We start from the raw sequence: 25146 nt of genomic DNA on the forward strand, positions 1-25146 counted from the left end.
TGGAACCGCTACTTCCCGGCCTCGCCCTCGGCGTCCGGCGAACCGTCCGTGTCGGGCGAACCGGCCGTGTCCTGCGCACCGTCCGTGTCGGGCGAACCGCCCGCGTCCTGCGTTCCCTCCGCGTCCGGCGACCCGTCGGCGGGCTCCTCCGGACCGTCGGCGGACGTCCCGGTCCCTTCGGACGAGCCCTCGGGCCCGTCGGCGGGTCCCTCGGCGGATCCGGTCGTTCCCTCGGTGGACTCCTCCGCCCCCGCGATCTCCTCGGGACCCTCGACGGCCTCCGCCCCCGGGACCGACTCCGGCCCCGGCTGCTCCGGCTTCGGCGGGCGCGTACGCCCGCTCCCGCTCTCCCTGAGGAACGCCGTGTCGCTGCCGTCCGTCGCAAGCCCTGGGCCGCTGCCCGGACCCGTGCCCGGTTCGCGCCGCCGCAGATACCGCTCGAACTCACGGGCGATCGCCTCGCCGGACGCCTCCGGCAGCTCCGCCGTGTCGCGGGCCTCCTCGAGCGTCTGCACGTACTCGGCGACCTCGCTGTCCTCGGCGGCCAGCTGGTCCACACCCACCTGCCAGGCCCGCGCGTCCTCGGGCAGCTCGCCCAGCGGGATGCGCAGACCGATCAGGTCCTCGAGACGGTTGAGGAGCGCCAGGGTCGCCTTCGGGTTCGGCGGCTGCGACACATAGTGCGGCACCGCCGCCCACAGGCTCACCGCGGGCACGCCCGCGTGGGTGCACGCCTCCTGGAGGATGCCCACGATGCCCGTCGGGCCCTCGTACCGGGTCTCCTCCAGGTCCATCGTGCGCGCCAGGTCCGGATCGGAGGTCACTCCGCTCACCGGGACCGGCCGGGTGTGCGGGGTGTCCCCGAGCAGGGCGCCCAGGATCACGACCATCTCCACGCCCAGCTCGTGGGCGAAGGCGAGGATCTCGTTGCAGAAGGAGCGCCAGCGCATCGAGGGCTCGATCCCGCGCACGAGCACCAGGTCACGGGGCTTGTCGCCGCCGACCCGGACCACGGAGAGCCGGGTCGTCGGCCAGGTGATCTTCCGGACTCCGTTGTCCAGGAAGACCGTGGGCCGGTTGACCTGGAAGTCGTAGTAGTCCTCGGCGTCGAGCGCCGCGAACACCTCTCCCTTCCATTCCCGGTCCAGATGGGCGACCGCGGTGGAGGCGGCGTCGCCGGCGTCGTTCCAGCCTTCGAACGCGGCCACCATGACCGGGTCGATCAGCTCGGGTACCCCCTCGAGCTCGATCACCCAGCGCCTCCTTTTCGAAGTTCCTGTCGTACGGACCAACCTTACGGCTTTCCTCAGGTCCGTCCGCAGCCCCCGGACATCCCCGAAAACCCGTGCGGCCTTGATCGACTACCCAGGAACTCGCCTCCGCACACGGCGGTGTCACTCCTCCCAGAGCGTGCTGGGCGCCTCCCTCCGGACCACTGGCGCGATCTCCTCGGCGAAGCGCTGGAGCGTCTCGGTCTGTTCCGCCGTCGACTGCCCGAAGGTGTCGACGGTGACGGACTGCAGGTCGTGCCCGTAGTGGGCGTGGTAGCCGAGCAGCTTGTCGATGATCTGCTGCGGCGAGCCGATCAGCTGGGGACCGTCCGCGATCGCGTCCTCGATCGTGCGGAACGGGGTGTTGTATCCGGCCTTTCCCTCCAGATGCGGCTTGAAGCTCTGCCGCACCTTCGCCTCGTACAGGTCCTTGTAGCGGGCGACGGCCTCCTCCGCCGTGTCGGCGATGAGCAGACCGCCGGAACCGGCCGCCACGCGCGCGTGGGCCGGGTCGTGCCCGTACTCCTCGAACTTCTCCCGGTAGTGGGCGATGAGCTTCGCGTACGCCGCGCGGGGCTGGATGGCGTTGGCCGTGAACAGGGGATCACCGTGCTTCGCGGCGAGCTCGGGGGAGTTGAGGCTGGTGGCCGAGCCGTGCCAGATCCGGGGCGGACCCGCGTAGGGGCGCGGCACCGTGGTGACGTTCTTCAGCGAGGGCCGGAACTCGCCCTCCCAGTCGACACCCTCCTCCGTCCAGAGACGGCGGAGCAGCTCGTACTTCTCCTTCTGGAGGTCCCACTGCCGCTCCTCGTCCAGCCCGAAGAGGTCGAAGTGACCGGCCTCGGCACCCTTGCCGACGACGAGTTCGAGCCGTCCGCGGGAGAGCTGGTCGAGGGTGGCGTAGTCCTCGGCGACCCGGACCGGATCGAGGATGGCGACCACGGTGACCCCGGTCAGCAGCCTGATCCGGGTGGTGCGGGCGGCGAGCGCGGCGAGCAGCACGGTCGGGGCGGAGGAGAGGAACGCGCCCGCGTGCCGCTCGCCGACCGCGTACGCGTCGAAGCCGAGCCGTTCGGCGGTCTCGCCGAGCGTGACGACCTGCTCCAACCGGTCGGCGGCGGAGAGGAGTTCACCGGTCAGCGGGTGCGGGGAGTGGTGGACGATCGAGAGCACCTGAAACTTCATGCGTTCCACTCTGCGCGTCGAGTGTTGCGGCATTGTGGACGTCGTGTGGCACGCCCGGGGGTACGCCTCGGGGGCGGCCCTCCGCAGAGAACCGCCCCCGACCGCGGGGGAGTCGCCTCCCCCTCCGTGCGTGTCCGGCCTACTTGTCCAGCATCTTCTCGACGCCGGCGCGGACCTCGTCCGTCGCGAGACCGCGGATGGTCAGCGTCGTCCGGCGGCGCAGCACGTCGTCCGCCGTCTCGGCCCACTCGTGGTCACGGGCGTAGGCGACCTGCGCCCAGATCTCCGGCGCGTCCGGGTGGATGCGGCGGGCCAGGTCCGGGTTCTCGTTCGCCATGCGGGCGATGTCGAAGGAGAGCGAGCCGTAGTGGGTCGCCAGGTGCTTGGCGGTGTCGGCGGCCATCCGCGGGCCGGGCGCCGGACCGTCGACGAGCAGCCGGTGCGCGACCGCGTTCGGGTTGGCTATGCCGGGCAGCGGGAGCCGCTTCGGCAGGGTCGACACCGACTCGTAGTCCTCGCCCAGCGGGTGGCCGGGGAGCTGCTCCAGCTTCTTCATCACCGTACGGCCGATGTGGCGGAAGGTCGTCCACTTGCCGCCGGCCACCGACAGCATGCCGCCGCGGCCCTCGGTGACGACCGTCTCGCGCTTGGCCTTGGAGGTGTCGCCGGGACCGCCCGGGAGCACCCGCAGACCGGCGAAGGAGTAGGTGATGAGATCGCGCGACAGCTGCTGGTCGCGGATGGAGAAGGCGGCCTCGTCCAGGATCTGGGCGGTGTCCTTCTCGGTGACCTCGACCTGGCCGGGGTCGCCCTCGTACTCCTCGTCGGTGGTGCCGAGCAGCAGCATGTCCTCCCAGGGGAGGGCGAAGGTGATGCGGTACTTGTCGATCGGGGTGGCCAGCGCGGCCTTCCACGGCGAGGTCCGCTTCAGGACCAGGTGCGCGCCCTTGGAGAGGCGGATGGAGGGGGCCGCGTTCGGGTCCTCCATCCTGCGCAGGTGGTCGACCCACGGGCCGGTCGCGTTCAGCACCAGACGGGCGGTGACGCCGAACTCGTCCCCGCTCGTACGGTCCTTCAGCTCGGCGCCCGTGACCCGGCCCCGGGTGAAGCGCAGCCCGGTCACCTCGGCGTGGTTGAGGACGGTGGCGCCGGCCTCGACCGCCGCGCGGACCGTCATCAGGGCCATGCGGGCGTCGTTCATCTGGTCGTCGCCGTAGACGGCCACGGCCTTGAGGTTGTCGGTGCGCAGCTCCGGCACGTCCTGCGCGGCCTTGGCGGGGGAGAGCAGGTGCCCGACGCCGTCACCGAAGGCCGAGAGGGCGCTGTAGGCGAAGACACCGGCACCGAGCTTGGCCGCGCCGTGCGGTCCGCCCTTGTAGACGGGCAGGTAGAAGGTGAGGGGGTTGGCGAGGTGCGGTGCCACCTGACGGGAGACCGCACGCCGCTCGAAGTGGTTCTCCGCCACCAGCTTCACCGCGCCGGTCTGCAGGTAGCGCAGTCCGCCGTGGAGCAGCTTCGAGGAGGCGGAGGAGGTGGCGCCGGCGAAGTCGCCGGCGTCCACCAGGGCCACCCGCAGGCCCGACTGCGCGGCGTGCCAGGCGGTGGAGATGCCCAGGATGCCGCCGCCGATGACCAGGAGGTCGTACGTCGCCTTGGAAAGCTGCTCCCGGGTCTCGGCGCGGCTCGGCAGGGAACCGGCAGCCGGTCGCGTCCCAAGGGCAGGGACGCTCTGCAGGGTGGTCATCTCGATCTACTCCTCGGTGGCGTCGTCGAGCCAGCCCATGGAGCGTTCCACGGCCTTGAGCCAGCTCTTGTACTCGCTGTCACGCCTGTCGGCGTCCATGCGGGGGGTCCATTCCGCCGCGCGTCGCCAGTTGGCGCGCAGGGCGTCGGTGTCCGGCCAGAAGCCGACGGCCAGGCCGGCGGCGTAGGCGGCACCGAGGCAGGTGGTCTCGGCGACCATCGGACGCACGACGGGCGCGTCCAGGAAGTCCGAGAGGGTCTGCATCAGGAGGTTGTTGGAGGTCATGCCGCCGTCGACCTTGAGCGCGGTCAGCTCGACGCCGGAGTCCTTGGTCATGGCGTCGGTGATCTCGCGGGTCTGCCAGGCGGTGGCCTCCAGGACGGCGCGGGCGATGTGCGCCTTGGTGACGTACCGGGTGAGGCCGGCGATGACACCGCGCGCGTCGGAGCGCCAGTACGGGGCGAACAGGCCGGAGAAGGCCGGCACGAAGTAGGCGCCGCCGTTGTCCTCGACCGAGGACGCGAGGGTCTCGATCTCGGCGGCGGACTTGATCAGGCCCATCTGGTCGCGCATCCACTGCACCAGCGAACCGGTGACGGCGATCGAGCCCTCCAGGGCGTAGACCGGCTTCTGGTCGCCGATCTGGTAGCCGACCGTGGTCAGCAGGCCGCTGTAGGAGTTGATGATCTTGTCACCGGTGTTCATCAGCATGAAGGTGCCGGTGCCGTACGTGGACTTGGCCTCGCCCTCGGCGAAACACGTCTGGCCGAACAGGGCGGCCTGCTGGTCGCCGAGCGCCGAGGCGACCGGGACACCGGCGAGGGCGCCGTCCTTGACGTGGCCGTAGACCTCGGCGGAGGACCGGATCTCGGGGAGGACGTTGAGGGGGACCCCCATCGACTCCGCGATCTTCTCGTCCCAGGCCAGCGTGTGCAGGTTCATCAGCATGGTGCGCGAGGCGTTGGTGACGTCGGTGACGTGCACGCCGCCGTCGGTGCCACCGGTGAGGTTCCAGATGACCCAGGAGTCCATGGTGCCGAAGAGGATGTCTCCGGCCTCGGCGCGCTCGCGCAGGCCCTCGACGTTGTCGAGCATCCAGCGGATCTTCGGGCCGGCGAAGTAGCTCGCCAGGGGCAGGCCGGTCTCGCGGCGGAAGCGGTCCTGGCCGACGTTGCGGCCGAGCTCCTTGCAGAGGGCGTCGGTGCGGGTGTCCTGCCAGACGAGGGCGTTGTGGACGGGCTCGCCGGTGTTCTTGTCCCAGAGCAGCGTCGTCTCGCGCTGGTTGGTGATGCCGATGGCCTTGACGTCGGAGGCGGCGATGCCGCCCTTCGTCAGGGCGCCGGCGACGACCTCCTGGACGTTGGTCCAGATCTCGGCGGCGTCGTGCTCGACCCAGCCCGGCTTCGGGAAGATCTGCTCGTGCTCCTTCTGGTCGACCGAGACGATCCGGCCGTCCTTGTCGAAGACGATGCAGCGCGAGGAGGTGGTGCCCTGGTCGATGGCCGCGATGAAGGGGCCGGAGGTGTGTGCGTCGGTCACGGTGTGCTCCAAGGGAAGTCTGGGAGAAGGACGTCTCAGGCGAACGCGATGTTGTAGATACCCGCGGCGATGGCGCCACCGATCAGCGGACCGGCGACCGGGATCCAGGCGTAGCTCCAGTCGGAGCCGCCCTTGTTCGGCAGCGGGAGCAGAGCGTGCACGATGCGCGGACCGAGGTCGCGGGCGGGGTTGATCGCGTAGCCGGTCGGCCCACCGAGCGAGAGGCCGATGGAGACCACGACGAACGCGGTGATCAGGGCGCCGATGACGCCGAGTCCCTTGCCGCTGTCGTTGAGGCCCTGGGTGAGCACGGCCAGGACGAGCACGACGGTGCCGATGATCTCGGTGGCCAGGTTCTGCCAGGTGTTCCGGATCTCGGGGCCGGTGGAGAAGACGCCGAGCACCGGGCCGGGTCCCTCGATCGGCGTCTTGGAGGCGGCCTCCGCGTCGGTGAGGTGGGCCTGGAACTGGCCGTAGTAGGCCACCCAGACCAGTGCCGCACCGATCATTGCGCCGAGCAGCTGGCCCGCGATGTAGACGGGGACGTTGCTCCAGTCCCCGTCCTTGATCGCGATTCCGACCGTGACGGCGGGGTTCAGATGGGCGCCCGAGAGGGAAGCCGTCATGTAGACGGCCGTCATGACGGCGAATCCCCACCCGAAGGTGATCGCGAGCCAGCCCGCGTTGCGGGCCTTGGAGCCCTTGAGCGTGACGGCGGCGCACACACCGCCGCCGAGCAGAATGAGAACGGCGGTACCGATGGTCTCGCCGAGGAAGATGTCGGAGCTGGACACCCGCGACTCCTTTGTCCTTCGTCCAGGGGAAGGCGAACCCCGGGTCCCTCCGGTGGTCCGCGCCCTCGTGTGAGGGCGTTACCGGCCCTTGGCACTGCCACACCTTAGCGTGTATTGCCGTTAAGTGTTCGGCAATGCCGACCGGTGAACGGAAGTTTTGCCCCCGGGTTAACAGCACGTCAAGGGTTCGGGAAGCGAAAAACCCGCCGATAACGCGATCGTTACCGGCGGGTTCAGTCGTGTCGGGGGAGCGTCAGAAGCGCCCGGCCCCCAGATCCCGGGACACCGCGCGGGCGCAGTCGCGTACCGCCGCCACCAGCTCCGGACGCAGTTCCCCGGCCGGGCACAGCCGCTCCACGGCCCCCGTGACCGCCACCGCGCCCACCGGCATCCGCCGCCGGTCGTGGATCGGCGCCGCCACCGAGGCCACGCCCTCCCAGGTCTCCTCCAGGTCCGCCGCCCAGCCCTTGGCCCGCGTCATGTCGAGCAGCGACTCGAAGTCCGTCAGCACCGTGGTCGTCCGGGGCGTGAACGCCTCCCGCTCGACCTCCAGGACCTCGCTGTGCGCCACCGGGTCGTACGCCGAGAGGACCTTGCCCAGGGCCGTGGAGTGCAGCGGCTGCATGGCCCCCACCTCCAGGACCTGACGGCTGTCGTCCGGCCGGAAGACGTGGTGCACGATCAGCACGCCCCGCTGGTGCAACACCCCCAGGTGCACGCTCTCGCCGCTGGACCGCGCCAGGTCGTCCGTCCAGACCAGCGCGCGCGCCCGCAGCTCGTGCACGTCCAGATAGCTGTTGCCGAGCCGCAGCAGCTCCGCGCCGAGCTGATAGCGGCCCGAGGCCGCCTCCTGCTCCACGAAGCCCTCCGCCTGGAGGGTGCGCAGGATGCCGTGGGCGGTGCCCTTGGCGAGCCCGAGCGAGGACGCGATGTCGGACAGACCGAGCCGGCGCTCGCCACCCGCGAGCAGCCGCAGCATGGCCGCCGCCCGTTCAAGCGACTGGATGTTCTTCGCCATCGCCCGGCCCCTTTTCCCTCTCACGCTGTTCGACAATGCTGAACACTATCGGTCGATGCCGACCTTGCGTTACACATGACAGTGTCAGTCAAGAGCGGTCCGTACCGGGAGTCCCCGCACACAGGATGCCGTCCGGCCCGTGGGACGCCGTGTCCACCCCGGCCGGAGCGCGGTTACGCTGAGCCCGTGCACCCTCCCCCGAAGGTGCAAAGCCGACAGCCGTCGCATCCCAGGGAGCTCATCCATGGCCTCGTCGCCGACCCCTTCCGCTGACAGCCGGAACCGTGCCGCAGCCCTCCGCGAGGCGCTCGCCAGCCGAGTCGTCGTCGCCGACGGCGCCATGGGCACCATGCTCCAGGCGCAGGACCCCACCCTCGAGGACTTCGAGAACCTCGAAGGCTGCAACGAGATCCTGAACATCACGCGGCCCGACATCGTCCGCTCGGTCCACCAGGAGTACTTCGCCGCCGGCGTCGACTGCGTCGAGACCAACACCTTCGGCGCGAACCACGCCGCCCTGGGCGAGTACGACATCCCCGAGCGCGTCCACGAACTCTCCGAGGCCGGAGCCCGCATCGCCCGCGAGGTCGCCGACGAGTTCACCGCCTCCACCGGCCGCCAGCGCTGGGTCCTCGGCTCCATCGGCCCCGGCACCAAGCTGCCGACCCTCGGCCACGCCCCGTACCCCCTGCTGCGCGACGCCTACCAGCAGAACGCCGAGGGCCTCCTCGCCGGCGGCGCCGACGCCCTGCTCGTCGAGACCACCCAGGACCTGCTCCAGACCAAGTCCTCCGTCATCGGCGCCCGCCGCGCCCTCGACGCCCTCGGCGCCGACGTGCCGCTCATCGTCTCCGTCACCGTCGAGACCACCGGCACCATGCTCCTCGGCTCCGAGATCGGTGCGGCGCTGACCGCCCTGGAGCCGCTCGGCATCGACATGATCGGCCTGAACTGCGCCACCGGCCCCGCCGAGATGAGCGAGCACCTCCGCTACCTCGCCCGCCACTCGCGCATCCCGCTCTCCTGCATGCCCAACGCCGGCCTGCCCGTCCTCACCTCCGACGGCGCCCACTACCCGCTCAGCCCCGCCGAGCTCGCCGACGCCCAGGAGACCTTCGTCCGCGAGTACGGCCTCTCCCTCATCGGCGGCTGTTGCGGTACTACCCCGGAGCACCTGCGCCAGGTCGTCGAGCGCGTCCAAAACCTCACCCCCGGCGTCCGCGACCCGCGCCCCGAGCCCGGCGCCGCCTCGCTCTACCAGACCGTGCCGTTCCGCCAGGACACCGCGTACATGGCGATCGGCGAGCGCACCAACGCCAACGGCTCCAAGAAGTTCCGCGAGGCGATGCTGGAGGCGCGCTGGGACGACTGCGTCGAGATGGCCCGCGACCAGATCCGCGAGGGCGCGCACATGCTCGACCTCTGCGTGGACTACGTCGGCCGCGACGGCGTCGCCGACATGGAGGAGCTCGCGGGCCGCTTCGCCACCGCCTCCACCCTGCCGATCGTCCTCGACTCCACCGAGGTGGAGGTCCTGCGGGCCGGTCTGGAGAAGCTCGGCGGCCGGGCCGTCATCAACTCGGTCAACTACGAGGACGGCGACGGACCCGAGTCCCGCTTCGCCAAGGTCACCCGGCTGGCCCAGGAGCACGGCGCCGCTCTCATCGCCCTCACCATCGACGAGGAGGGCCAGGCGCGCACCGCCGAGCACAAGGTGGCCATCGCCGAGCGCCTCATCGAGGACCTCACCGGCAACTGGGGCATCCACGAGTCGGACATCCTCATCGACACCCTGACCTTCACCATCTGCACCGGCCAGGAGGAGTCCCGGAAGGACGGCATCGCCACGATCGAGGCGATCCGCGAGCTGAAGCGCCGCCGGCCGGACGTCCAGACCACGCTGGGCCTGTCCAACATCTCCTTCGGTCTGAACCCGGCCGCGCGCATCCTGCTCAACTCGGTCTTCCTCGACGAGTGCGTGAAGGCGGGCCTGGACTCGGCGATCGTCCACGCCTCGAAGATCCTGCCGATCGCCCGCTTCGACGACGAGCAGGTCACCACCGCCCTCGACCTGATCTACGACCGGCGCGCCGAGGGATACGACCCGCTGCAGAAGCTGATGGCCCTCTTCGAGGGCGTCAACACCAAGTCGATGAAGGCCGGGAAGACCGAGGAGCTCCTCGCGCTTCCGTTGGACGAGCGGCTCAAGCGCCGGATCGTCGACGGTGAGAAGAACGGTCTGGAGGCGGACCTCGACGAGGCGCTGACGGTCCGCCCCGCCCTGGAGATCGTCAACGAGATCCTGCTCGACGGCATGAAGACGGTCGGTGAGCTCTTCGGCTCGGGCCAGATGCAGCTTCCGTTCGTGCTCCAGTCCGCCGAGGTCATGAAGACCGCCGTGGCCCACCTCGAACCGCACATGGAGAAGACGGACGCCGACGGCAAGGGCACGATCGTCCTCGCCACCGTCCGCGGCGACGTCCACGACATCGGCAAGAACCTCGTCGACATCATCCTCTCCAACAACGGCTACAACGTCGTCAACATCGGCATCAAGCAGCCGGTCTCCGCGATCCTCGAAGCCGCCGAGGAGCACCGCGCCGACGTCATCGGCATGTCCGGTCTCCTGGTGAAGTCCACCGTGATCATGAAGGAGAACCTGGAGGAGCTGAACCAGCGCGAGCTGGCCGCCAAGTACCCCGTGATCCTCGGCGGCGCCGCCCTCACCAGGGCCTACGTCGAACAGGACCTGCACGAGATCTACCAGGGCGAGGTGCGCTACGCCCGCGACGCCTTCGAGGGCCTGCGCCTCATGGACGCCCTCGTCGCCGTCAAGCGCGGCGTCCCCGGGGCCACGCTCCCGCCGCTCAAGCAGCGCCGCGTCGCCAAGCGGGACACCCCGGTCCTCCAGGTGGAGGAGGCGGACGAGCCGGGCGGCCGTTCCGACGTCGCCGTCGACAACCCCGTCCCCACCCCGCCGTTCTGGGGCACCCGCGTGGTCAAGGGCATCCCGCTCAAGGACTACGCGTCCTGGCTCGACGAGGGCGCCCTCTTCAAGGGCCAGTGGGGCCTCAAGCAGGCCCGTGTCGGCGGCGCCACGTACGAGGAGCTCGTCGAGAGCGAGGGCCGGCCGCGGCTGCGCGGCCTGCTCGACAAGCTGCACACCGAGAACCTCCTCGAGGCGGCCGTCGTCTACGGCTACTTCCCCTGTGTCTCCAAGGGCGACGACCTGATCATCCTCGACGACGCCGGCAACGAGCGCACCCGCTTCAGCTTCCCGCGCCAGCGCCGCGGCCGCCGCCTCTGCCTCGCGGACTTCTTCCGCCCGGAGGAGTCCGGCGAGACCGATGTGGTCGGCCTCCAGGTCGTCACCGTCGGCTCGAAGATCGGCGAGGCCACCGCCAAGCTCTTCGAGTCCGACTCCTACCGTGAGTACCTGGAGCTGCACGGTCTCTCCGTCCAGCTCGCCGAGGCCATGGCCGAGTACTGGCACGCCCGCGTCCGCGCCGAGCTGGGCTTCGCCGGCGAGGACCCGGCGAAGGTGGAGGACATGTTCGACCTCAAGTACCGCGGCGCGCGCTTCTCCCTCGGCTACGGCGCCTGCCCCGACCTGGAGGACCGCGCGAAGATCGCGGAGCTGCTGCGGCCGGAGCGGATCGGTGTGCACCTCTCGGAGGAGTTCCAGCTCCACCCCGAGCAGTCCACCGACGCCATCGTGATCCATCACCCCGAGGCGAAGTACTTCAACGCCAGGTGACCGGATGCGACGCCCCGTGACCGGGGCGGGCGGCCCGGGCGCCAAATCCGCGCTCTTTCGGTGATCCGGACGTACACTTATCGGTCCAGTGCAGGCCGGTCCTCCTCCCCGTACCGGGGAGGGAGGCCGGCCTTCTCGTCCCTCCATGGAGGTGTGCCGGATGACCAGTACGGTCCCCGCGTCCCTGTTCCGCACGAACGGAAGCTCCGCCCTGCAGGCGGTCTTCCTCGACATGGACGGGACCCTCGTCGACACGGAGGGCTTCTGGTGGGACGCGGAGGTCGAGGTCTTCGCCGACCTCGGGCACCGGCTGGACGAGGCCTGGCGGGACATCGTCGTCGGCGGCCCGATGACGCGCAGCGCGGGCTACCTCATCGACTCCACCGGCGCCGACATCACCGTCGCCGAGCTGACCGTCCTGCTCAACGAGAAGTTCGAGCAGCGCATCGCGCGCGGCGTGCCGCTGATGCCGGGTGCCGAGCGGCTGCTCGCCGAGCTGGCCCGGCACTCCATCCCGACCGCCCTGGTCTCCGCCTCGCACCGGCGGATCATCGACAAGGTCCTCCACTCGCTCGGCCGTGACCGCTTCACCCTCACCGTCGCGGGGGACGAGGTCGTACGGACCAAGCCGCACCCGGAGCCGTACCTGACGGCCGCCCAGGGGGTCGGCGCCGACCCCGTGCTCTGTGCCGTCATCGAGGACACCGCGACCGGTGTGGCGGCCGCGGAGGCGGCGGGCTGCCGCGTCGTCGCGGTGCCCTCCGTCGCGCCGATCGCGCCTTCTCCGGGCCGGGTCGTCGTGCGTTCCCTGGAAGAGGTCGACGTGCCCTTCCTGCGTACGTTGATCACCGGCATCTGAGGTTTATCTGAGCTTCCCCGGCCCTGAATGCGCAGGGGTCCGGGGAAAATGATCAGGCCATTCGCCGAAAAGGCCTCCGCGTGACCTTGGTCACGCAGAGTGCCTGACGGGGGGTGGCCTTCCTGCGTTCCCTGCCCGAAAAGGACAGGTTTCGGCGCCCCCATGTGTCCTGATTCGCTCGCCGCCGTCCGCATCATCCGGCGCATGACTATCGAAGCGCCCGTATTCATGATCACTGTGCGATTACCCCCACGGCCGCCCGTGGTCCGGCAATAGCGGCGCCGCCCACTAATCTTTCGCGAGTACTTCGCCGTATAACCGCGTGGACCGGCGCACACCCAAGTCGCCGTGAACACAGGACCGATCGCAACACCCGGCCCGATCGCTCCCGCCCCGACCGGGCGGCCGGCGGCGGAGTTCCACTGACCGCTGTATCCCAGTGCCGGATGAGGAGATCGTCCCTGATGAACCGCAAGACCCTGGTGCTCCCGGCCGTGGCCGGACTGCTCGCCCCTCTGCTCGCCGCCTGCGGGAGCACGGAGGACGCCGGAGCGATCGTCGTCGGCACCACGGACCAGTTCATCGCCACCGCGGACGCCCCCGCCCCGCTCGACCCGGCCTTCGCCTACGACACCGGCGCCTGGAACATCCTCCGGCAGACCGTCCAGACCCTGATGCACGTGCCCCGCGACGGCGGCGAGCCCGTCCCCGAGGCCGCCCAGAGCTGCGGATTCTCCGACAAGGCCAGCGAGAGCTACCGCTGCAAGCTCCGCCCCGGCCTCACCTTCGCCGACGGCACCGCGATCACCGCCGAGGACGTCAAGTACTCCATCGAGCGCGTCCTGAAGATCAAGTCGGACAACGGCACGGCCGCCCTCCTCTCGAACATCGACACCATCGAGACCAAGGGCACCGACGAGGTCGTCTTCCACCTGAAGACCCCCGACGCCACGTTCCCGTTCAAGCTCTCCACCCCCGTCGCCGGCATCCTCAGCAAGGACAAGTACTCCGCCGGCGAGCTCCGCGACGGCTTCGACGTCGACGGCTCGGGCCCGTACACCATGAAGGTCGAGCGCGAGGGCGAGAAGGCCACCCGCTTCGTCTTCACCAAGAACCCCGCCTACAAGGGCGACATCACCCTGCGCAACGAGCAGGTCGAACTGCGTCCCTACAGTGACGCGGACACCATGGGCCGGGCCCTGGAGAGCGACGACATCGACATGATGGCCCGCTCCCTCTCGCGCCAGCAGATCAAGAACCTCACCGAGACGCCCAAGGACGGCATCGAGGTCGTCGAGGTCCCCGGCCTCGAGATCCGCTACCTCGGCTTCAACACCAAGGCCCCCGCCGTCCAGGAGAAGGCCGTACGCCAGGCCATGGCCGCCGTCGTCGACCGCGGCGCCCTCGTGAACATGGTCTACGGCCCCACCGCCGAGCCCCTGTACTCGCTGATCCCCTCCAGCATCACCGGCCACGCCACCCCCTTCTTCGACGAGTACGGCGAGCCCGACCGCGCCCGTGCCGCCAAGCTCCTCAAGGACGCCGGCGTCCAGACCCCGGTCAAGGTGACCCTGAACTACACCACCGACCACTACGGCGCCGAGACCGCCCAGGAGTTCGAGGCGCTCAAGAAGCAGCTCGTCGCCACCGAACTCTTCGACGTCACCGTCCAGGGCGCCGAGTGGTCGAAGTTCCGCACCGCCCAGAAGCGCGGCGACTACGCCGTCTACGGCCTCGGCTGGTTCCCGGACTACCCGGACCCGGACAACTACATCGCGCCGTTCCTCGACAGCGACAACTTCCTCAACACCCCGTACGTGAACAAGGTCGTCCGCGACCAGCTCATCCCGCGCTCGCGCCGCCAGGCCGACCGCACCGCCGCAGGCCCCGTCTTCAACCAGATCCAGAAGATCGTCGCCCGGGACGTACCCGTCCTGCCCCTGTGGCAGGGCAAGCAGTACGTCGCCGCCCGCGACGACCTCAACGGAGTCGAGTACGCCCTCAACACGTCCTCCGACCTCCTGCTCTGGGAACTGGGCCGCGGTACCGCATAACCCGTCGACTGGATCGGTTACACCGGCCGCGCACCCGCGCGCGGCCGGCCTGACAAGAGATCACGAGGCACGTTCTGTGAAGACGCACAACAAGTGGCTGACGGCCCCGCTCGCCGCCGGCCTGGCCGCCGCCCTCCTCAGCGGCTGCGGCACCGAACAGGGCGGATCGGGCGGATCGGGCAACGGCATACGCGTCGGCATGTCCGACGAGATCCTCGCCACCGACCCGGCGGCCGGCTACGACCCCGGCTCCTGGCTGCTGTTCAACAACGTCTTCCAGTCCCTCCTCGCCTTCCCCAAGGGCGGCTCCGAACCCGAGCCCGAGGCCGCCGACAAGTGCGGCTTCTCCGCCGGCAGCACCGTCTACAGCTGCACCCTGCGCGACGGCCTCACCTTCTCCAACGGCAACAAGCTCACCTCGGAGGACGTCAAGTTCTCCTTCGAGCGGGCCCTCAAGATCGCCGACCCCTCCGGCCCGGCACCGCTGCTCTCCACCATCAAGAGCATCGAGACCCCCGACGAGCGGACCGTCGTCTTCCGCCTCAAGGTCCCCGACGCCACCTTCCCCAGCAAGATCGCCTCCGGCGCCGGCTCCATCGTCGACCACCGCGAGTACCCCGCCGACGCCCTGCGCACCGACGGCAAGGCCACCGGCTCCGGCCCGTACAAGCTGGACTCCCTCAGCGACACCGAGGCCGGCTTCTCCGCCAACAGCGGCTACCGGGGCACCGCACGGCCCAAGAACGACGCGGTCACCCTCAAGCTCTACCGCGGCGACCGCGCCGCCCTCTCCAAGGCCCTCACCGACGGCGACGTCGACGTCGCCTACCGAGGCCTCGCCGCCGAGGACATCGCCACCCTGGAAACGTCCGACACCACGGACGACAAGGGCATGGAGGTCATCCAGGGCAGCAGCGCCGAGGTCCAGCACCTCGTCTTCAACATGAAGGACCCGGTCGTCGGCAAGCTCGGCGTCCGCCGCGCCATCGCCCACCTCGTCGACCGCGACGCCCTCGTCGAAGGCGTCTACAAGTCGACGGCCACGCCGCTCTACTCGATCGTCCCGGCCGGCATCGCCGGACACAACACCGCCTTCTACGACACCTACGGCACCCCCGACAAGGCGAAGGCGAAGAAGGCCCTGCGCGCGGCCGGCGTCACCGACAAGCTCAAGCTCACCCTCTGGTCCACGCCGAGCCGCTACGGCCCGTCCACCGACCAGGAGCTCAAGGCCATCGCCGAGCAGCTCAACGAGAGCGGCCTCTTCGACGCCGACGTCAAGTCCGTCGCCTACGATCAGTACGAGAAGGACATCGCCGCCGGCAAGTACGGCGTCTACGTCAAGGGCTGGGTCCCCGACTACCCCGACGCCGACAACTTCACCGCCCCCTTCTTCGGCGAGGGCAACGTCCTCGGCAACCACTACGAGAACGCCACCATCACCGGCAGCCTCCTCCCCAAGACCGCCGCCGCCCCCGACCGCGCCGCCACCGCCGACGAGTACGGCAGGCTCCAGGACCTCGTCGCCGAGGAGCTGCCCCTCCTGCCGCTCTGGCAGGGCAAGCAGTACGCCGTCGCGCGCGACGACGTCACCGGCCTGGAATGGACCCTCGACGCCTCGACGGTCTTCCGCTTCTGGGAGCTCCGCAAGGGCTGACCCGCCCGACACGACGGCGAGGGGCCCGGCGCGCGACACGCGCACCGGGCCCCTCGCCGTCGTCCACCGGCTACTGTCCGTTGGCGCCGGGCCGCACCAGACCGCTCTCGTACGCGTACACCGCGGCCTGCACCCGGTCCCGCAGCCCCAGCTTCGTCAGCACATGACCCACATGCGTCTTGACCGTCGTCTCGCTGACGAACAGATCCGCCGCGATCTCCGCGTTCGACAGACCCCGCGCCACCAGCTTCAGCACCTCGACCTCGCGGTCCGTCAAGGTGTTCAGCGTGTCCGGAACCTGCTCCTCGCCCGTCGGCAGATGCGCCGAGTACTTGTCGAGCAGCCGACGCGTGATCGACGGCGCCAGCATCGCCTCACCCGCCGCCACCACCCGGATCGCCTGCACCAGCTCCGTCGCCGGGGCGTCCTTCAGGAGGAAGCCGCTCGCCCCCGCCCGCAGCGCCTCCACCACGTACTCGTCCAGATCGAAGGTCGTCAGCACCAGCACCTTCGCCGGACCGTCCCGACCCGGACCCGTGATCTGCCGCGTCGCCTCCACCCCGTCCATCCGCGGCATACGGATGTCCATCAGCACCACGTCCGGCTGCAACGCCCGCACCTGGTCCTGCGCCTGGAGACCGTCCCCGGCCTCACCCACCACCGCGATGTCCTGCTCCGCCTCCAGAATCATCCGGAAGCCGGTGCGCAGCAGCGGCTGATCGTCGACCAAGAGGACGCGGATCGTCACAAGGGCTCCTTCAGGGGACCTGAACTCACGAGGTACGCCGGCGCTACGGCGCCGGCGGGGCCAGGTCCATTCTGCCCTGACCCGATTCGCCCGACTCCGGCGGGCGCGCGGGAACGATCTTCAGCGGGTAGACCGGGGGAGTCCCCCCGAACTCCGGACACACCGACTGGTGATCACACCAGCCGCACAGCTTCGTCGGACGCGGCCGCCAGTCACCCGACTCCGTCGCCAGCCGGATCGCCTCCCACAGCGCCAGCAGCTTCCGCTCCACCCGCAGCAGATCCGCCTCCACCGGGTCGTACGTCAGCACCTCACCACTGCCCAGATACACCAGCTGCAGCCGCCGGGGAATCACCCGCTTCAGCCGCCACACCACCAGCGCGTAGAACGTCATCTGGAACAGCGCACCGTCCCGGTACTCGGGCCGCGGCGCCTTGCCCGTCTTGTAGTCGACGATCCGCACCTCACCCGACGGCGCCACATCGATCCGGTCGATCACCCCGCGCAGCCGCAACCCCGAATCCAGCTCCGTCTCCACGAACAGCTCACGCTCGGCCGGCTCCAGACGCGTCGGATCCTCCAGCGTGAACCACCGCTCGACCAGCCGCTCCGCCTCACCCAGCCAGCCCGCCAGCCGCTCCCCGTCCGGGTCCTCCGCGAACAGCTCGCCCAGCTCCGGCTTCGACTCCAGGAGCCGGTCCCACTGCCCCGGAACCATCGCCCGCGCCCGCGGCGCCGTCCGATCCACCGCCGGATCGTCGAAGAGCCGCTCGAGCACCGCGTGCACCAGCGTGCCCCGCGTCGCCGCCGCGCTCGGCTTCTCCGGCAGCCGGTCGATCACCCGGAACCGGTACAGCAGCGGACACTGCATGAAATCGCTCGCCCGCGACGGCGACAACGACATGGGCGCCCGGGGCTCCGCCGGCACCTGCTCGCTCGTACTCATGACGAAGACCCTACGACCCGCCACCGACAGCGAGCGGAATACCATCGACCTGGGACCCCGTCGCACTGCATGATCGAACCGTGACACACCGACGTGGGTCACACCTCGCGACGAAAGGAACCCGTGAACCAGGACGAGCCCAAGCCGCAGCGGACCGAGGAGCCCGGCGGCGGGATCCTCATGGGCCGGCCCTTCGGCGTGCCCGTCTACGTCGCCCCCAGCTGGTTCCTCGTCGCCGCCCTCATCACCTGGGTCTTCGGCGACCAGATCGATCGCGTCCTGCCCGAACTCGGCGCCGCCCGCTACCTCGTCTCCCTCTTCTTCGCCGTCGCCTTCTACGCCTCCGTACTCGTCCACGAACTGGCCCACACCATCGCCGCGCTCCGCTTCAAACTCCCGGTGCGCCGCATCCAGCTCCAGTTCTTCGGCGGCGTCTCCGAGATCGAGAAGGAGACCGAGACCCCCGGCCGGGAATTCGTCCTCGCCTTCGTCGGCCCCCTCCTCTCCCTCGTCCTCGCCGGCGTGTTCTATCTCTCGATGTACGCCGTCGAACCCGGCACCGTCCCCGGCGTCCTCCTCGCCGGCCTGATGATCTCCAACCTCATCGTCGCGATCTTCAACCTGCTGCCCGGGCTCCCGCTCGACGGCGGCCGCATGCTCCGCGCCGTCGTCTGGAAGATCACCGGCAAGCCCATGAGCGGCACCATCGCCGCCGCCTGGGCCGGCCGCGCCCTCGCCGTACTCGTCCTCGTCGGACTGCCCCTGCTCACCCGCACCGGCCTCCTCGGCAACTCCACCGACGACATCAGCGGCCTCAACACCGTCACCGACGCCCTGCTCGCCGCGATCCTCGCCGCCATCATCTGGACCGGCGCCGGCAACAGCCTCCGCATGGCCCGGCTCCGCGAACACCTCCCCGAGCTCCGCGCCCGCAGCCTCACCCGCCGCGCCATCCCCGTCGAACCCGCCACCCCGCTCTCCGAGGCCCTCCGCCGCGCCAACGAGGCCGGAGCCCGCGCCCTCGTCGTCGTCGACGCCACCGGCGAGCCCACCGGCATCGTCCGCGAGACCGCCATCGCCGCCGTCCCCCAGCACCGCCGGCCCTGGGTCGCCGTCAGCACCCTCGCCCAGGACCTCGCCGAGGGCATGCGCGTCCCCGCCGAACTCACCGGCCAGCCCCTCCTCGACCACCTCCGCGCCAGCCCGGCCACCGAGTACCTGGTCGTCGAGGACACCGGCGAGATCTACGGCGTCCTCGCCACCACCGATGTCGAGCGCGCCTTCGTCAAGGCCATGGCACGACCCTCCGCGTAACCCCGGTACTCTGGTCACATGTCCGAACCGACCGGTGCCGCCCGCCGACGCGGGCCCTTCAAGGTCGGGGACCAGGTTCAGCTGACCGACCCCAAGGGCCGTCACTACACGTTCACGCTCGAAGAGGGAAAGAACTTCCACACCCACAAGGGTTCTTTCCCGCACGACGAACTGATCGGCGCCCCCGAGGGCAGCGTTGTCCGCACCACCGGAAACGTCGCCTACCTCGCGCTGCGCCCCCTGCTCCCCGATTACGTCCTGTCCATGCCCCGCGGCGCCGCCGTGGTCTACCCCAAGGACGCGGGGCAGATCCTGGCCTTCGCCGACATCTTCCCCGGCGCCCGCGTCGTGGAAGCCGGAGTGGGCTCGGGATCGCTGAGCAGCTTCCTCCTGCGCGCCATCGGAGACAGCGGCATGCTGCACTCCTACGAGCGCCGCGAGGACTTCGCCGAGATCGCGAAGGGCAACGTCGAACGCTACTTCGGCGGCCCCCACCCCGCGTGGCAGCTCACCGTCGGCGACCTCCAGGACAACCTGTCCGACACCGACGTCGACCGCGTCATCCTGGACATGCTCGCCCCCTGGGAGTGCCTGGAGGCCGTCTCCAAGGCGCTCGTCCCCGGCGGCATCCTCTGCTGCTACGTGGCGACCACCACCCAGCTGGCCCGCACCGTGGAGTCCATCCGCGAGTTCGGCTGCTACGCCGAGCCGCAGCCCTGGGAATCCATGATCCGCAACTGGCACGTCGAGGGCCTCGCCGTCCGCCCCGATCACCGCATGATCGGCCACACCGGCTTCCTCGTCACCGCCCGTCGCCTCGCGGACGGGGTCGAGCCCCCGATGCGCCGCCGCCGCCCCGCCAAGGGCGCCTACGGCGAGGACTACGAAGGCCCCAACAAGGGCTGACGTCCCGACATCCACGGCACGCCGCCGCCGAGTTCCCCGCCCACGGGAGGGAACTCGGCGGCGGCGTCCTCATGTTCGACACGCGCCCCGCACGCCCGCCTCGGCACTCGCCCCGCGCTCGACCCGCACCCGCCTCGCACCCACATCCGTGCCGCGGAACCGCCGCCGCGCCGACGAGGCCGACCCCAGCTGTTCCGTCCCCCTGTGACGTGTGGCACGATGCCCGAAACCCGCCGCACCACCCCACAGGAGACGTCTCGCGTGCAGCCCTCCGCCGCCCCGGACCTCGCGGACCTCGCACACACCCACGCCCGGCCGGCCCACTGGCTCGCCACCGCCACCGCGACCGCCGCGGTCGTCGCGCTCGCGGGCCTGCTCCAGCCCGGCCCCGCCGGAGCCACCGCATCCCCGGCCGCGACCCCGCGCCCCGCACCCGCCCCCGAGGCCGCCGGAGCCGACTATCCGCTGGACTGCGCGGGAGGCCCCCACAAGGTCGCCAAGCGGGTCACGGGCGACCTCGACGGGGACGGAAATCCCGAGACCGTTGCGGTCGTGCACTGCGAAGCCGGCTCCGGCACCCCGCCGAGCGGCATCTACGTCCTCACCCGCGGCAAGGAGGCCGGCGCCCCCGCGCGCGTGGTGGCCACGCTCGTCGCACCCGGGCAGCACAAGAACGTGACCGAGCTCGCCATACGCGACGGAGCCGTCCGCGCCACCCTGCTCGGCTACTCGTCCCTCGACGTCCCCCGCTGCTGCCCCGACGAGAAGGAGCAGGTCAGCTGGTACTGGGAGAGCGGCGCCTTCGTACGGGCCGAAGGGGCCGACGCGCGGAGCGTCTGACGCGTCACTCCGCGTCGGGGCCGTACACCTCGACCTTGTCCGCGACCCGGCGCACATGGATGCAGTCGCCCGGGCACTCCTTCGCGGAGTCCACCACGTCCTGGAGCAGTGTCAGCGGGACCGGCGTCGTGGCACCCGCGTCCTGAAGGAGCTCGTCGTCGACGCTCTTCACATAAGCGAGCCCGTCGATGTCCAGTTCGAAGACCTCGGGAGCGTACTGCGCGCAGATCCCGTCCCCGGTGCACAGGTCCTGGTCGATCCAGACCTCCAGCGCCTCTGCGGCGCCCGTGGAAGGGGCCTCGTGCTGCACGGTCATATCTCCTGCCGTTCCTGCTTCTCGTGTCACTTCTCGCGGGTAAGTCGGGCCACCTCTGACGGGTGTTGACCCAAGACGACGATACAACCGCCCGCATTCAACTCGTGAAGGGTGGGTATTCCCCTGGCGAGAGGGGAAGCGCAAGGGTGAAGATCGGACACACCTCGGAGTCTTTTTGATCTAGGGGTTTCAATCACCACCCACGCAGGTAGGGTCAGGAAGCGTCCAGCTCCCCTTGGAGGAGGTGAGGACCGTGGCAGCCCACGACGACGACATCAACCGCGGCATCCGGCCGGGGCGAGGGTCTGAAGACCCCGCCGGTCAGGTTGCCTATCTCGAGCAGGAAATCGCCGTCCTGCGCCGCAAGCTCGCCGACTCTCCGCGACACACGAGGATTCTCGAAGAGCGGATCGTCGAGCTGCAGACCAACCTGGCCGGCGTGTCCACCCAGAACGAACGACTGGCGAACACGCTCCGTGAGGCCCGCGACCAGATCGTGGCTCTCAAGGAGGAGGTCGACCGGCTCGCGCAGCCGCCGGCCGGCTTCGGTGTCTTCCTTCAGGCCAACGAGGACGGCACCTGCGACATCTTCACCGGGGGCCGCAAGCTCCGGGTGAACGTCAGCCCGAGCATCGAGCTCGAAGAGCTCAAGCGCGGCCAGGAAGTCATGCTCAACGAGGCGCTCAACGTGGTCGAGGCCATGGAGTACGAGCGCGCCGGGGACATCGTCACCCTCAAGGAGATCCTCGAGGACGGCGAGCGCGCCCTGGTGGTCGGGCACACCGACGAGGAGCGGGTGGTGAGGCTCGCCGAGCCTCTGCTGGACGTCACCATCCGCCCCGGCGACGCCCTGCTGCTCGACTCCAGGTCCGGCTACGTCTACGAAGTGGTCCCCAAGAGCGAGGTCGAAGAGCTCGTTCTGGAAGAGGTCCCGGACGTCGACTACAACAAGATCGGCGGTCTGGGCAACCAGATCGAGCTGATCCGCGACGCGGTCGAGCTCCCCTACCTCTACCCGGACCTCTTCAAGGAGCACGAACTGCGGCCGCCCAAGGGCATCCTGCTCTACGGCCCGCCCGGCTGCGGCAAGACGCTGATCGCGAAGGCCGTGGCCAACTCCCTGGCCAAGAAGGTCGCCGAGGTGACCGGCCAGCCCGCGGGGAAGTCCTACTTCCTCAACATCAAGGGCCCCGAGCTCCTCAACAAGTACGTCGGTGAGACCGAGCGGCACATCCGCCTCGTCTTCCAGCGTGCCCGGGAGAAGGCGAGCGAGGGCACCCCCGTCATCGTCTTCTTCGACGAGATGGAATCCCTCTTCCGCACCCGCGGCTCGGGTGTCAGCTCGGACGTGGAGAACACCATCGTCCCGCAGCTGCTCGCCGAGATCGACGGTGTGGAGGGCCTGGAGAACGTCATCGTCATCGGCGCCTCCAACCGCGAGGACATGATCGACCCCGCGATCCTGCGACCCGGCCGGCTCGACGTCAAGATCAAGATCGAGCGTCCGGACGCGGAGGCCGCGAAGGACATCTTCGCGAAGTACCTCACCGCCACCCTGCCCCTGCACTCCGACGACATCTCCGAGCACAGCGGCTCCAAGGCCGCCGCCGCCCACGGAATGATCCAGTCCGTCGTCGAGCAGATGTACGCCGAATCCGAGGAGAACCGCTTCCTCGAAGTGACGTACGCCAACGGCGACAAGGAAGTCCTCTACTTCAAGGACTTCAACTCCGGCGCGATGATCCAGAACATCGTCGACCGGGCCAAGAAGATGGCCATCAAGGCCTTCCTCGACCACAACCAGAAGGGCATTCGCGTCTCCCACCTCCTCCAGGCCTGCGTGGACGAGTTCAAGGAGAACGAGGACCTGCCCAACACCACCAACCCCGACGACTGGGCCCGAATCTCCGGAAAGAAGGGCGAGCGGATCGTGTTCATCCGCACGCTCGTCACCGGAAAGCAGGGCGCGGACACCGGGCGCTCCATCGACACGGTGGCCAATACCGGTCAGTACCTGTAAAACGCCCACCGGCTGCGGATGTCCGGAAACCGGGCATCCGCAGCCGACGCATTCCATCCAGCATTTCCCCCGGCATCACAGGGAAATATGCAACTCATCTCCCCACCAGCGCGGAGCCGCTCTAGGCTCATCGGTACCCGCCGAGTCGCGCACAGTGAGCGCCGCCGGGCAAGGAGGGCCGCATGACCGTACGGCGAGTAATGGGCATCGAGACGGAGTACGGGATCTCCGTCCCGGGACACCCGAACGCCAATGCCATGCTCACCTCGTCCCAGATCGTCAACGCCTACGCGGCGGCGATGCACCGGGCGCGCCGCGCCCGCTGGGACTTCGAGGAGGAGAACCCGCTGCGGGACGCCCGCGGCTTCGACCTCGCCCGCGAGGTGGCCGACTCCAGCCAGCTCACCGACGAGGACATCGGTCTGGCCAACGTGATCCTCACCAACGGCGCACGCCTCTACGTGGACCACGCCCACCCCGAGTACAGCTCGCCCGAGGTCACCAACCCCCTCGACGCCGTCCTCTGGGACAAGGCCGGCGAGCGGATCATGGCGGAGGCCGCCGAGCGCGCCGCCCATCTCCCCGGGGCCCAGCCCATCCACCTCTACAAGAACAACACCGACAACAAGGGCGCCTCCTACGGCACGCACGAGAACTACCTGATGAAGCGGGAGACCCCCTTCTCGGACATCGTGCGCCACCTCACTCCCTTCTTCGTCTCCCGCCAGGTCGTGACCGGCGCGGGACGGGTCGGCATCGGCCAGGACGGCCGCGAGAACGGCTTCCAGATCAGCCAGCGCGCCGACTACTTCGAGGTCGAGGTGGGCCTGGAGACCACCCTCAAGCGGCCCATCATCAACACCCGGGACGAGCCGCACGCCGACGCCGAGAGGTACCGCCGTCTGCACGTGATCATCGGCGACGCGAACCTCTCGGAGATCTCCACCTACCTCAAGCTGGGCACCACCGCACTGGTCCTGTCGATGATCGAGGACGGGTTCATCACCGTCGACCTCGCCGTCGACCAGCCGGTGCGCACCCTCCACCAGGTCTCGCACGACCCGACCCTCCAGTACCTGGTCACGCTCCGCAGCGGCCGGACACTCACCGCGGTGCAGCTCCAGATGGAGTACTTCGAGCTGGCCAGGAAGTACGTGGAGGAGCGGTACGGGGCGGACGCGGACGAGCAGACCAAGGACGTCCTGATCCGCTGGGAGGACACGCTCAACCGGCTGGAGAACGACCCCATGAGCCTCTCCGGCGAGCTCGACTGGATCGCCAAGCGGGAGCTCATGGAGGGCTACCGGCGGCGCGACAACCTCGACTGGGACGCCGCACGGCTGCACCTGGTGGACCTCCAGTACGCGGACGTACGCCCCGACAAGGGCCTCTACAACCGTCTGGTGGCCCGCGGGCGCATGAAGCGGCTCCTGGACGAGCCCACGGTCGAGAGGGCCGAGACGAAGCCCCCGGAGGACACCAGGGCCTACTTCCGGGGCCGGTGCCTGGAGCAGTACGCGGACGACGTCGCCGCGGCCTCCTGGGACTCGGTGATCTTCGACCTGCCCGGCCGGGACTCGCTCCAGCGCGTCCCGACCATGGAGCCGCTGCGCGGCACCAAGGCCCACGTCAAGTCGCTCCTGGACCGCTGCCGGACGGCGGAGGAACTGGTGCGCGTGCTGTCCGGCAGCTGATCGGGGGCCCGGCACGGGCCTGAAATACCCCGGCGCTGGGAATCATGGAAACAGTGCTCGGGGCGTTGTGGAAATCGCGGGGCCGATCTCGGACCCGCCCTATAGGGTCTGATCTTGTACGGACTCAACCGAGCGGGCCGATTCGAGCGGGGTGAGGGATATGGCGACCAAGGACACCGGCGGCGGACAGCAGAAGGCGACGCGTTCCACGGAGGAGGTCGAGGAGACCACCACGGAGGCGAACTCCGACCTCCAGGAGCGCCAGGAGAAGCTGAGCGAGGACGTGGACTCGGTACTGGACGAGATCGACGACGTCCTCGAGGAGAACGCCGAGGACTTCGTGCGGTCGTTCGTCCAGAAGGGCGGCGAGTAGCCGCTCCACGCACCTGTCGTCCTCCGTCCCCGGAGCCCCGGCGAAAGCCGTGGGTCCGGGGACGGATGACAAGCGGTGGCACGGGTAAGGTCCGTGCACAGCAAGTCAAGA

General features: G+C 69.7%; 19 protein-coding genes. 10 read left to right on the plus strand and 9 right to left on the minus strand.

The genetic code is table 11. The annotated features are described in order from the left end of the window. Positions 1-8: 8 nt before the first annotated feature. From ACH4MY_RS22315 to ACH4MY_RS22340, 6 genes are all read right to left on the minus strand, one after another. Positions 9-1253, minus strand: coding sequence for a PAC2 family protein (locus ACH4MY_RS22315; protein ID WP_398005469.1), 1245 nt, complete (start codon positions 1251-1253; stop codon positions 9-11). Between the two features lie 141 nt (positions 1254-1394). Beyond that, positions 1395-2456 carry an LLM class flavin-dependent oxidoreductase gene (locus ACH4MY_RS22320; protein ID WP_398005470.1) on the minus strand — a complete coding sequence of 354 codons (1062 nt, stop codon included), beginning with the start codon at positions 2454-2456 and terminating at the stop codon, positions 1395-1397. 139 nt (positions 2457-2595) lie between these two features. Then, positions 2596-4200 carry an FAD-dependent oxidoreductase gene (locus ACH4MY_RS22325; protein ID WP_398005471.1) on the minus strand — a complete coding sequence of 535 codons (1605 nt, stop codon included), beginning with the start codon at positions 4198-4200 and terminating at the stop codon, positions 2596-2598. A gap of 6 nt (positions 4201-4206) precedes the next feature. After that, the gene (gene glpK, locus ACH4MY_RS22330; protein ID WP_398005472.1) at positions 4207-5739 is read right to left on the minus strand and encodes a glycerol kinase GlpK; all 1533 of its coding nucleotides are present in this window, start codon (positions 5737-5739) and stop codon (positions 4207-4209) included. 35 nt (positions 5740-5774) lie between these two features. Beyond that, the gene (locus tag ACH4MY_RS22335) at positions 5775-6533 is read right to left on the minus strand and encodes an MIP/aquaporin family protein (protein ID WP_398005473.1); all 759 of its coding nucleotides are present in this window, start codon (positions 6531-6533) and stop codon (positions 5775-5777) included. A gap of 253 nt (positions 6534-6786) precedes the next feature. Next, positions 6787-7551 (minus strand): IclR family transcriptional regulator, encoded by a 765-nt coding sequence (locus tag ACH4MY_RS22340; RefSeq protein ID WP_398005474.1) that lies wholly within the window; start codon positions 7549-7551, stop codon positions 6787-6789. A gap of 244 nt (positions 7552-7795) precedes the next feature. Between ACH4MY_RS22340 and metH the strand changes: the two genes are divergently transcribed. The 4 genes from metH (at position 7796) to ACH4MY_RS22360 (ending at position 15878) form a co-directional block, all read left to right on the plus strand. After that, positions 7796-11308, plus strand: coding sequence for a methionine synthase (metH, locus tag ACH4MY_RS22345; protein ID WP_398005475.1), 3513 nt, complete (start codon positions 7796-7798; stop codon positions 11306-11308). A 160-nt stretch (positions 11309-11468) separates the two neighbouring features. After that, positions 11469-12167 (plus strand): HAD family hydrolase, encoded by a 699-nt coding sequence (locus tag ACH4MY_RS22350; protein WP_398005476.1) that lies wholly within the window; start codon positions 11469-11471, stop codon positions 12165-12167. A gap of 464 nt (positions 12168-12631) precedes the next feature. Then, entirely contained in the window at positions 12632-14221 is a 1590-nt protein-coding gene (locus ACH4MY_RS22355) for an ABC transporter substrate-binding protein (RefSeq protein WP_398005477.1), read from the plus strand. Between the two features lie 76 nt (positions 14222-14297). Next, on the plus strand, positions 14298-15878 hold the full coding sequence (locus ACH4MY_RS22360; protein ID WP_398005478.1) for an ABC transporter substrate-binding protein: 1581 nt from the start codon (positions 14298-14300) through the stop codon (positions 15876-15878). Positions 15879-15948: 70 nt separating this feature from the next. On the opposite strand, the gene ACH4MY_RS22365 is transcribed toward ACH4MY_RS22360, so the two are convergent. Then, on the minus strand, positions 15949-16626 hold the full coding sequence (locus tag ACH4MY_RS22365) for a response regulator transcription factor (protein WP_187622755.1): 678 nt from the start codon (positions 16624-16626) through the stop codon (positions 15949-15951). A 43-nt stretch (positions 16627-16669) separates the two neighbouring features. Beyond that, complete coding sequence (locus tag ACH4MY_RS22370; RefSeq protein ID WP_398005479.1) at positions 16670-17572, minus strand: RecB family exonuclease; 903 nt, start codon at positions 17570-17572, stop codon at positions 16670-16672. 180 nt (positions 17573-17752) lie between these two features. Between ACH4MY_RS22370 and ACH4MY_RS22375 the strand changes: the two genes are divergently transcribed. The 3 genes from ACH4MY_RS22375 to ACH4MY_RS22385 all read left to right on the plus strand — a co-directional run bounded on the left by ACH4MY_RS22375 (position 17753) and on the right by ACH4MY_RS22385 (position 20632). Next, a complete protein-coding gene (locus tag ACH4MY_RS22375) occupies positions 17753-18886 on the plus strand; it encodes a site-2 protease family protein (protein ID WP_398005596.1) in 1134 nt (377 codons plus the stop codon). 18 nt (positions 18887-18904) lie between these two features. Beyond that, the gene (locus tag ACH4MY_RS22380; RefSeq protein ID WP_015032448.1) at positions 18905-19792 is read left to right on the plus strand and encodes a tRNA (adenine-N1)-methyltransferase; all 888 of its coding nucleotides are present in this window, start codon (positions 18905-18907) and stop codon (positions 19790-19792) included. Between the two features lie 261 nt (positions 19793-20053). Continuing rightward, complete coding sequence (locus ACH4MY_RS22385) at positions 20054-20632, plus strand: hypothetical protein (RefSeq protein WP_398005480.1); 579 nt, start codon at positions 20054-20056, stop codon at positions 20630-20632. A 4-nt stretch (positions 20633-20636) separates the two neighbouring features. On the opposite strand, the gene ACH4MY_RS22390 is transcribed toward ACH4MY_RS22385, so the two are convergent. Further along, positions 20637-20948: a ferredoxin gene (locus ACH4MY_RS22390; RefSeq protein ID WP_398005481.1), complete on the minus strand. Its 312-nt coding sequence runs from the start codon at positions 20946-20948 to the stop codon at positions 20637-20639. Between the two features lie 253 nt (positions 20949-21201). Here ACH4MY_RS22390 and arc point away from each other — a divergent pair, with 253 nt between their 5' ends. From arc to ACH4MY_RS22405, 3 genes are all read left to right on the plus strand, one after another. Beyond that, positions 21202-22968, plus strand: a complete 1767-nt coding sequence (gene arc, locus ACH4MY_RS22395; RefSeq protein WP_398005482.1) for a proteasome ATPase — start codon at positions 21202-21204, stop codon at positions 22966-22968. A 182-nt stretch (positions 22969-23150) separates the two neighbouring features. Next, the gene (gene dop / locus ACH4MY_RS22400) at positions 23151-24662 is read left to right on the plus strand and encodes a depupylase/deamidase Dop (RefSeq protein WP_398005483.1); all 1512 of its coding nucleotides are present in this window, start codon (positions 23151-23153) and stop codon (positions 24660-24662) included. Positions 24663-24822: 160 nt separating this feature from the next. Continuing rightward, complete coding sequence (locus ACH4MY_RS22405) at positions 24823-25035, plus strand: ubiquitin-like protein Pup (RefSeq protein ID WP_073818441.1); 213 nt, start codon at positions 24823-24825, stop codon at positions 25033-25035. The last annotated feature ends 111 nt before the right edge of the window (positions 25036-25146 follow it).

This window comes from Streptomyces sp. NPDC017246 (assembly GCF_044331325.1).
Lineage (GTDB): Bacteria > Actinomycetota > Actinomycetes > Streptomycetales > Streptomycetaceae > Streptomyces.